This window comes from Halorubrum sp. Boch-26, from assembly GCF_029889805.1.
Classification (GTDB): domain Archaea; phylum Halobacteriota; class Halobacteria; order Halobacteriales; family Haloferacaceae; genus Halorubrum.
The window spans coordinates 1-9,216 of record NZ_JARANT010000103.1; the positions used below are offsets into that span (position 1 = coordinate 1).

At 70.1% G+C, this 9,216-nt stretch carries 10 protein-coding genes; 5 read left to right on the forward strand and 5 right to left on the reverse strand.

Going from position 1 to position 9,216, the window contains the following annotated elements; translation table 11 throughout:
- Positions 1–304: 304 nt before the first annotated feature.
- From OQF71_RS12530 to OQF71_RS12540, 3 genes are all read left to right on the forward strand, one after another.
- Positions 305–451, forward strand: a complete 147-nt coding sequence (locus tag OQF71_RS12530; RefSeq protein WP_280588064.1) for a hypothetical protein — start codon at positions 305–307, stop codon at positions 449–451.
- Positions 452–882: 431 nt separating this feature from the next.
- Entirely contained in the window at positions 883–1,158 is a 276-nt protein-coding gene (locus OQF71_RS12535) for a PadR family transcriptional regulator (RefSeq protein ID WP_004046948.1), read from the forward strand.
- Positions 1,159–1,311: 153 nt separating this feature from the next.
- On the forward strand, positions 1,312–2,652 hold the full coding sequence (locus tag OQF71_RS12540; protein WP_280588067.1) for an aminotransferase class III-fold pyridoxal phosphate-dependent enzyme: 1,341 nt from the start codon (positions 1,312–1,314) through the stop codon (positions 2,650–2,652).
- A 9-nt stretch (positions 2,653–2,661) separates the two neighbouring features.
- On the opposite strand, the gene OQF71_RS12545 is transcribed toward OQF71_RS12540, so the two are convergent.
- Entirely contained in the window at positions 2,662–3,318 is a 657-nt protein-coding gene (locus tag OQF71_RS12545) for a non-canonical purine NTP pyrophosphatase (protein ID WP_280588069.1), read from the reverse strand.
- A 146-nt stretch (positions 3,319–3,464) separates the two neighbouring features.
- Between OQF71_RS12545 and OQF71_RS12550 the strand changes: the two genes are divergently transcribed.
- Together OQF71_RS12550 and OQF71_RS12555 are read left to right on the forward strand one after the other, a co-directional pair.
- Positions 3,465–3,872, forward strand: coding sequence for an SHOCT domain-containing protein (locus OQF71_RS12550; RefSeq protein ID WP_280588071.1), 408 nt, complete (start codon positions 3,465–3,467; stop codon positions 3,870–3,872).
- Positions 3,873–3,962: 90 nt separating this feature from the next.
- The gene (locus tag OQF71_RS12555) at positions 3,963–5,309 is read left to right on the forward strand and encodes a 5'-deoxyadenosine deaminase (RefSeq protein ID WP_280588073.1); all 1,347 of its coding nucleotides are present in this window, start codon (positions 3,963–3,965) and stop codon (positions 5,307–5,309) included.
- Positions 5,310–5,363: 54 nt separating this feature from the next.
- Here the strand turns inward: OQF71_RS12555 and OQF71_RS12560 are convergent, their stop codons facing one another.
- From OQF71_RS12560 to hemC, 4 genes are all read right to left on the reverse strand, one after another.
- The gene (locus OQF71_RS12560) at positions 5,364–5,762 is read right to left on the reverse strand and encodes a hypothetical protein (protein ID WP_280588082.1); all 399 of its coding nucleotides are present in this window, start codon (positions 5,760–5,762) and stop codon (positions 5,364–5,366) included.
- A gap of 163 nt (positions 5,763–5,925) precedes the next feature.
- Positions 5,926–6,810, reverse strand: coding sequence for a uroporphyrinogen-III synthase (locus OQF71_RS12565; RefSeq protein WP_280588084.1), 885 nt, complete (start codon positions 6,808–6,810; stop codon positions 5,926–5,928).
- On the reverse strand, positions 6,807–7,700 hold the full coding sequence (gene cobA / locus OQF71_RS12570; RefSeq protein ID WP_280588085.1) for a uroporphyrinogen-III C-methyltransferase: 894 nt from the start codon (positions 7,698–7,700) through the stop codon (positions 6,807–6,809). Before cobA ends, OQF71_RS12565 begins: the two co-directional genes overlap by 4 nt.
- Positions 7,693–8,922: a hydroxymethylbilane synthase gene (gene hemC, locus OQF71_RS12575; protein ID WP_280588086.1), complete on the reverse strand. Its 1,230-nt coding sequence runs from the start codon at positions 8,920–8,922 to the stop codon at positions 7,693–7,695. Before hemC ends, cobA begins: the two co-directional genes overlap by 8 nt.
- Positions 8,923–9,216 lie beyond the last annotated feature (294 nt).

The following is a 9,216-nucleotide window of genomic DNA, read 5'->3' on the forward strand; positions in this document are numbered from 1 at the left end:
GCGGGTCGCGAGGAGCGCGCGCGAGGGAGGCGGCGGGCCGGCGCGGGCGGAGCCGCGCCGGCCCGTCCGTCGAGGCTGGGGAGGCGCGAGGCTGCGGTCGCTGTGCTGCGGAGGGCTCAAAGAGGTCGTTGCCGGCGGCGTTGCCGCCGGAGACTGGGGCCTTGGAGGTGTTCACGGTCGAACTGCTGTCGCCCGCTCTCAAGCGAACGGTTGGGGCTTCCGGAGTGACCGACCGCCGATCCGCGATCGACTCGAACGTACCGGGGGCCACAACACTATCCCCACACGCCACGTATCCGCGGCCATGCGCTCCGAAGCCGAAGTCCGCGAGCAGTACGAGTTCCTCCGCGAGCAGCTCGACGACGAGGAGATGTCCCACCGCGGCGTCGAGGAGCTGTTCACCCACTACAAGCGCGCGCTCGGGTGGGTGCTCGAAGAAGAGCACATGTAAGCCGGACCCACTGTTACAGATCCGTCGACTCGTCTCGACCCTCGTAACGTGTAACCGACAAAACACCAATCGCGCTCCCTCGTTAGCTTTATCACTTCGAACCCTGTATTGTCAGGTGACGCTTCGTCTGGAGGGCCGAAGCGTCAGCGGGGACCAATCGGCCGCCCGACGCGGCTTTTTTCCGCGTCGGGCGCGCCGGCTTTCTGCGCATCCACAACTCGACCGTCGCGAGCGTTCGGCTCTCGTATCGATGTGTCACATCTAACGCATTTAGAAGAGCGTGCGATTCCCCCCTGAACCGACGCTTCATAGTTGAAATACTGACAGAACCGATCCGAGGAATACGGGTGAATACGCGGGTCCAAGCGCGGATCGGTGCCGCTTATAACGATATATTTATATATTTAGAATATGAACGTACCGCTAGTTGTATGTACGACCTCACGGGTTTTCAGCGTGACCTACTCTACGTGATCGCCGGTCTTGACGAACCTCACGGACTCGCGATCAAAGAGGAGCTCGAAGACTACTACGAGAAGGAGATCCACCACGGCCGACTGTATCCCAACCTCGATACGCTCGTGGAGAAGGGACTCGTGGAGAAGGGCCAGCGCGACCGCCGCACGAACTACTACACGCTGACACGCCGCGGACGCCGCGAGATCGACGCCCGGACCGAGTGGGAAGCGCAGTACGTCGACCACTGATCGACCGGTTGGGCCGACTTCCTGCTTCGATATCTTGAGTCCCGCGTCTCGTCCACCGTCCGGTTCTTCTCGTTCCGCGAACCGTAGTTGGACGTATCTCCAACGACCGCGGGATCGCCTCGGCTTTATTCCACTCGCGTGCGACTCGTCGGCATGGATCGCCACACGGCCTCCCCCGAAGTCACCGAACTCCCGGGCGACCGGGCTCGCGAGTGGGTCGACTACCACCACGAGTCGGCCGCGCCGAGCACGTACGTGTACGAGTTCGTCTGGGACCGCACCGCGCCCGCCGAGGGGCCGTTCTGCACCGACGTCGACGGCAACGTCCTCATGGACTTCACGAGCCACGTCGCCGCCGCGCCGCTCGGCTACAACAACCCGAAGATCATGGAGCCGCTCTCCGAGTTCGACCTCGTCGACCCGCTGAAGATCGCCGGGCAGGACTTCTACGTCGCCGGCGGGGAATCGCCCGGCGACGGGCTGCCGGGGTCGTCCGGGCTGATGGAGCGGCTCACCGAGGTCACCGCCCACTACGACATGGACACCGTCTTCCTCTCGAACTCCGGCGCGGAGGCGGTCGAGAACGCGATCAAAATCGCGTACGACGACTCCGGCGGCGCCAAGCACGCGATCACGTTCGACGGCGCGTTTCACGGCCGGACGCTCGGGGCGCTCTCGCTCAATCGGTCCAAGTCCGTGTACCGCCGGGAGTTCCCGGAGATCAGCGGCGTCCACGACGCCCCGTTCTGCGAGGACCGGACCTGCACCCCCGAGACCTGCTCGTGCGGCTTCTTCGCTGACGGCGTCTCGCGGCTCCGCGAGAAGCTCGACCCCGAGCGCGGTCACGTCGACCCCGACGACGTGGCGTACCTCATCTTGGAGCCGATCCAAGGGGAGGGCGGCTACCGGTTCCCCTCCGACGCGTTCACCGACGAGATCGCCGCCCTGGTCGACGAGCACGACATCACGCTGATCGCCGACGAGATCCAGTCCGGCGTCGGCCGCACCGGGGAGCTGTGGGGTTCCGACCACTACGCGCTCGAACCGGACGTGATCGCCGGCGCGAAGGGGCTCCGCGTCGGCGCGACGATCTCCCGCGAAGACGTGTTCCCCGCGGAGAAGAGCCGACTCTCCTCGACGTGGGGCGCCGGCGACGTGCTCGCCTCCGCGCAGGGCGCGCTCACGCTCGACGCGATCCGCGAACACGACCTGATGGACAACGCCACCGTTCGGGGCCGACAGTTCACGGAGACGATGCGCGACGCCGACCTCCCGGGCGTGACCGACGTCCGCGGCAAGGGGCTGATGCTCGCACTTCAGTTCGACTCGACGGAGCGCCGCGACGCGGTCCTGACGGGCGCCTTTTCACGGGGGCTGCTCACGCTGGCGGCCGGTCACGACGTGCTCCGGGTCCTCCCGCCGCTCGACGTCACCGAACGCGAGATCGAACTCGGCTGTGACCTGTTGACCGCCGCCATCGCCGACGCCGCCTGAGACGACGACCTACCGGTTCGCGTACCACTCCGCGAACTTCTCCAACGCCCGGCCCCGATGCGACACCGTGTTCTTCCGGTCGGTGTCCATCTCGGCGAACGTCTCGCCGTCGTGTTCGAAGATCGGGTCGTAGCCGAATCCGCCCTCGCCGCGCGGCGCCACGATCCGCCCGGGGACGTATCCCTCGAACAGCTTGACGGGGAGGGCTGCGGCGCGTTCGTCGCCGCTGTCGTCGAGATCGCCCCCGCCGTCCCCGTCCGGTCCCGCCGCGGCGGCCGCGTTCCGGTCTCCCCGATCGACCGGGTCCGGGCTGGCCGCGAAGCCGTCGCCGTCGCAGTAGCCGAGCACGCAGCGGAACGCGGCCCGCCGGTCGTCGAGGTCGGTCGCGATCTCGTGGACCCGCTCGATCCCGAGCGTCTCCTCCACGTACGAGGAGTACGGCCCGGGGAAGCCGTCGAGCCCCTCGACGAACAGCCCCGCGTCGTCGACGAGCACCGGCTCGCCCGCGCGGCGGTACGCCTCCCGGGCGCCCTGCGCGGCGATCGGCCCCAGCTCGTCGGCCTGTATCTCCGGGTAGTCGAAGTCGAGCCGCTCCACCGAGCCGTCCGGGAGGTAGCGCTCCGCCTCGCGCACTTTTCCGGGGTTCGTCGTCACGTATCTGAGCACGGATCCGGATGCGGGCGGCCGGAACGAATAGCCGTCGGTCGGCGACGAGCGTACGGCGAACGCGCGGCACACGCGCGGCGAACGGTGAGACGAGCCGGCGCACACCCGCCAGTACGTTTTTGTTGGTTCGTCGAACTGCATGCGACATGGCCCTCCCGACGTTCGAGAAGAACCGGCTGATCGGGCTCGTCGCGATCCTCTCGTTCGGGCTCACCTCGCTGTTCGCCGTCCTCCTCCCGGAGGTGCTGGGGGCGCTGCTCCCCGCCACGTTCATCCTCGGCTTCTTCGTGCTCATCCCGCTGGTGCTGCTGCTCGGCGAGGACTTCCCGCTCGCCGAATCCGAGGGTTCGGACGGGTCCTCCGCGACGACGACCGACGAGGACCCGTTGACGACGCTCCGCGAGCGGTACGCGACCGGCGAGATCGGCGAGGAGGAGTTCGAGCGGCGGCTCGACCGACTGCTGGAGACCGAGGAACTGGACGACCGAGTCGCCGCCGCCGGAGACCGACGTGGGCCCCGCGGCCGGCGCGAGCGCGAGACGGAACTGGAGTAACGGACGACGGCGCCCACGGGTATCCGAGCCGGCCCCCGCCGACCCGCGAGGGACACCCTCTTAAGAGTCGACCGACAGGAACGGACGGACATGCTGATCGCCGGAACCGTCATCGCCGACCCCGAGACCGTCCTCCCCGACGGCGCGGTCGTCGTCGAGGGGACGCGGGTCGCCGCGGTCGGCGACGCCACCTCCCTCTGCAACGAGTACCCCGACCACGAGCGCCGCGAGGCCGACATCGTCGCGCCCGGCCTGATCGGCGGCCACGTGCACTCGGTCCAGTCGCTCGGTCGCGGTATCGCCGACGACGACGCCCTCCTCGACTGGCTGTTCGACGCCGTGCTCCCGATGGAGGCCGCGATGGACGCCGAGGCGACCCGCGCCGCCGCCGAGCTGGGTTACTTGGAGTGCCTCGAATCCGGGACCACCACGGTCGTCGACCACCTCTCCGTCAATCACGCGGAGCAGGCGTTCGAGGCCGCGATCGAGACGGGGATCCGCGCCCGGCTCGGGAAGGTGCTGATGGACCGGGACTCGCCCGACGGCCTGCTGGAGGACACCGACGCCGCGCTCGCCGAGAGCGAGGCGCTCATCGAGGCGTACCACGGCGCCGCGGACGGCCGGGTCCGGTACGCGGTCACACCCCGCTTCGCCGTCACCTGCTCGGAGGCCTGCCTCCGGGGGTGCCGCGAACTCGCCGACCGCCACGAGGGCGTGACGATCCACACCCACGCCAGCGAGAACGAAGAGGAGATCAAGGCGGTGGAGGCGGACACGGGCAAGCGGAACGTCCTGTGGCTCGACGAGGTCGGCCTCACCGGCCCGGACGTGACCCTCGCGCACTGCGTGCACACGGACGAACGCGAGCGCGAGGTGCTCGCCGAGACAGACACGGTCGTCACGCACTGCCCCTCATCGAACATGAAGCTCGCGTCCGGGATCGCCCCGGTCCACGACTACCTCGACCGCGGGATCACGGTCGCGCTCGGCAACGACGGGCCGCCCTGTAACAACACGCTCGACCCCTTCACCGAGATGCGACAGGCGAGCCTGCTCGGGAAGGTGGACGCCCGCGACCCGACCCGGCTCCCGGCCCCGACGGTGCTGGAGATGGCGACGACGAACGGCGCGCGCGCCGCCGGTTTCGACCGGCTCGGGACTCTCGGCGAAGGACAGCGCGCCGACGTGATCGGTCTCACCACCGATCGCACCCGCGCCACCCCGCTCCACGACCCGCTCTCGCATCTGGTGTACGCCGCCCACGGCGACGACGTGACGCTCGCGATGGTCGACGGCGAGGTCCGGTACGCCGACGGCGAACACGTCGGTATCGACGCCGCCGCCGTCCGCGAGCGCGCGACTCGGCAGGCGAAACGCGTGGTCGAGGAAGCGGGTATCGAGGTTTCGGCACGGACGGGGTCTGCGCCGGAGTTCTGACGGCCGTCACGCGTCGTTCCGACCGGGCGCTGGCCGTCGGTTGACCCGCGGGGCTCAGATCGTCGTCGGCGATTCGGACGGCTTCGACCGGGCGCGGGCCCACGCGGTCGCGGTGGCGGCGTCGCTGAACGCCTCGGTGTCGACTTCCTCCACGTCGATCGTCTGCTTGAGGTAGCGCCGCTTCGAGCGCTCGCCGACGACGGCGAATCGGTCCACGCCACGGGCGACGGCCATCTGCGCTGATTCCCGGAGAGCCCGCCGACCGGCGTCAGAGCAGGGACGGCTCGTCCGGACGACGAGTACGACCGCGTCCACCACACGATCGGCGGTGACGGTCCGCCACCGGTCGAGGAGCGCCTCGGCGTCGGCGGGGCTGAGCCCCGTTCCGTGCGGGAACTCGACGACTAACACCTCGTCGTCGGTCCGCAGCGACCAGCGCTCACTCGGTTGCATACCGTTACTTCTCACTTGTCGGATTATAAATGCACGGAGTATATTATCAGGAATGATACTCCAAACCGTATCTGAAACGAAACTAAAACACCGTCAATACACTCGATGGCCCTCCGTATCCCACCGTGCTGTCTCGACGGACGCGAATTCTCGTCGTTGAAACCTAACGCGCTGCTGAGATGTCGCCGTCCGTCCCGTTACCGATCACCGCCTCGACGACCGTCTCGGCGAGGGCCGCGAAGTCCGCGTCGTCCGGAACGATGTCGACATCGATCCCGTGCTCGGCCGCCGTCTCCGCGGTCGGCGGGCCGATCGCCCCCACGACCGCGTCGGTCAGGCCGGCGACTGCCGCGTCGCGGACTCCCCGTTCGGCGGCGGCGTCGAGGAAGTGGGTCACCGTGAGTGAGGAGGTGAACGCGGCGGCGTCGAGGTCGCCCGCGGCGGCCAGCTCGGCGGACTCGCCGGCGCCCTCCGGCCGCGTCAGCCGGTACAACACCGTCTCGTTCACCCTCGCGCCGGCCGCACGGAGGCCGTCCAAGAGCACGTCGCTGCCGTGGTCCGAGCGCGCCACCTCGATTCGGTCGCCGTCGACGTGCCCCGAGAGCGCCTCGACCAGCCCCGCCGAGGTGTACTCGTCCGGAACCACGTCGACGGTCCAGCCCGCCTCGCGCGCTGCGCCGGCGGTCGCGGGACCGATGGCGACGAGCGTCGCGTCGCCCGGTTCCCAGCCCGCCTCGGCGGCGAGCTCGACGCCGGTCTTGCTCGTGAGGACGACGTACGGCGCAGTCGCCGGGGTCGCGCCCGCCGGCTCGACGGCGAGCATCGGGTCCGCCACCGGGTCGGCTCCGAGCGACTCCAACAGGGCCGCGGCGTCGTCGATCCGCTCGTCGGCCGGGCGGAAGACGGCGACGCGGGGGGCGTCGTCGCTTCCGGCAGTCGCGTCGCTCTCTGCAGTCGCGTCGCTTCCGTCCGTCGCGTCGCTTCCGTCCGTCGCGCCGCTTCCGGCAGTCGCGTCGCTTCCGTCCGTCGCGCCGTCGGCGTCGCTCACGCGTCCTCACCTCGCTTGCCGTCGTTCCGGAGGAAGTCGACGACGCGGTTTCGGGTCGCGGCCACGTCCCCGATCACGGTGATCGCGGGCGGCTCGATCCCCGCCTCGTCCCGCACGTCGACGATGGTGTCCAGAGTCCCGGTCGCGACGCGCATATCTGGCCACGTCGCGCGCTCGACGAGCGCGACCGGGGTGTCGCCGTCGAGCCCGGCGTCGCGGAGCTCGGCGGCGTACGCCGGGAGCTTGCCGACGCCCATCAGCACGACGATGGTGCCGCCGGTGGCTGCGAGCGCGTCCCAGTCGACCGCCGACTCGTCCTTCGTCGGGTCCTCGTGGCCCGTGACGAAGGAGACGGAGGAGGCGTGGTCGCGGTGGGTCACCGGGATCCCGGCGACCGCGGGGCCCGCGATCGCGGAGGTGACGCCGGGGACGACCTCGAAGGGGATCCCGGCCGCGGCGAGGTGTTCCGCCTCCTCGCCGCCGCGACCGAAGACGAAGGGGTCGCCGCCCTTGAGCCGGACGACCGACTTCCCCTCGCGCGCCAGCTCGACGAGGCGCCGGTTCGTGTACTCCTGCGGGGTCCACTCGCCGCCGGCGCGCTTGCCGACGTCCTCCCGCTTCGCCGCCGGGATCTCCCCGAGGATCTCCGGGCCCGGGAGCTTGTCGTGGAGGACCACGTCGGCCGACTCGATCAGCCGGACGGCCTTCACGGTCAGCAGATCCGGATCGCCCGGGCCGGAGCCGACGAGGGAGACGGTGCCGACCTCGTCCGCGTCCCCGTCACCCGACCGGTCGCCGTCGTCGCTTGACCGGTCGCTGTCGTCGTCCGCCCGGTCGCCGTCGTCGTCCGCCCGGTCGCCGTCGTCGTCCGGTGTGCTCCCTTCACTCATCGTCCGCCTCCTGCCGAGTCCCTTCGTCGGTCTCGGCCTCTTCGCGCGCCGCCGCGATCAGGTCCGCGGCGCCCCGGTCGGCCAAGTCCGCCGCGAACTCCTCGGCGGCCTTCGCGTGCGATCGGATCGGGAGGTCGCGGGTGTCGGCGACCTCTTCGGTGCCGTCGGTCGAGAGCACCCGGACGCGCGTGTGGACGTGCTCGCCCTGCACGAGCGCCGAGACGCCGATCGGGGCGACGCAGCCGCCGTTGAGCTCGCCGAGGATCGTGCGCTCGACGGTGACCGCCACCCGTGTCCGGGGGTGATCGACCGCGGAGCGCACCGCCTCGATCACGTCCGGGTCGGTCGCGGTCACCGCGATGGCGCCCTGGCCCGCCGCGGGGACGAACTCCTCACGAGGGAGGCGAGTCGTCTGGATCTCGTGAAACAGGTCGGAGCGACGGAGCCCCGCCTCCGCGAGGACGATGGCGTCGTACTCCGTCTCGACCTTCCGCTCCATCGCCGATCGTTCGAGGTCCGAGAGCGAGTCGAACCACTCCTCGACGGTGCGGTCGAACCCCTCGTCGACCTCGTCTCCGTCCCCCGCGGCGTCTCCGTCGCCGCCGAGCGCGTCCCAGTTCGGTTCGTCGTCGTCGCCGTTCTCTCCCGCTTCGCCCCCGTTTCCTCCCTCGCCGCCCTCCTCGGCGGTCGCCGCGCTCGCCTCGCCCGAGGCGATCAGCCGGCGCTCGTGTTCCGCCTGCAGGCCGGGCGCGAGCAGCTTCTCGATCCGGGTGTCGACGTTCCCCCGGAGCGGCTCGACGACGAGGTCCGGGCGGGTGGCCTTGATCTGCGCGGTCCGTCGGAGCGAGCCCGTCCCGACCACCGAGCCCGAGGGCAGGTCCTCGATGCCGAGCCCGTCGGGGTGGACGAGCACGTCGCCGGAGGGGGCGCGCTCGGGGACGCCGGCGACGACCATGTCGTCCATCTCCTCGGTCGGCACGTCCTTCAGCGAGTGGACGGCGAGGTCGGCGTCGCCGGCGAGTACCTCCTCGTCGAGCGATCGGACGAAGGCGCCGGTCTTCCCGAGCCGGTGGATCAGCTCGTCGGGGATCTGGTCGCCGCGGGTCTCGACGCGGCGGAGCTCCACGTCGCGTCGGCGGCTCGATAACGCGTCGCGGACGGCCCCGGCCTGCCGGAGGGCGAGGTCCGACCCGCGCGTGGCGAGCCGAAAGGTCTCGGTCATACGTGACCGGAGGTCCCCCGCGTTCAAAAGGGCATTAGTTCTGGCGTCGCACCGGAACGCGGAGCACGGGGCGTCTCGACGCGATCGTATACAACCGACCCCGGCGTGCGCCTGCGAGCGGCCGCCCTCGGTGGCCGCGAGCAGACCGCACGAGGGAGTCGGACCGGCGCGATCGCGCCGGTCCGACGAGGCCGGGGAGGCGGGAGGTGCGGTCGCTGTGGGGTCAGTCTCTAATACTCATCGCCGGGCCCACGTGACATAGGCGATGCGCGTATGCCGAAGAAGACATCGATA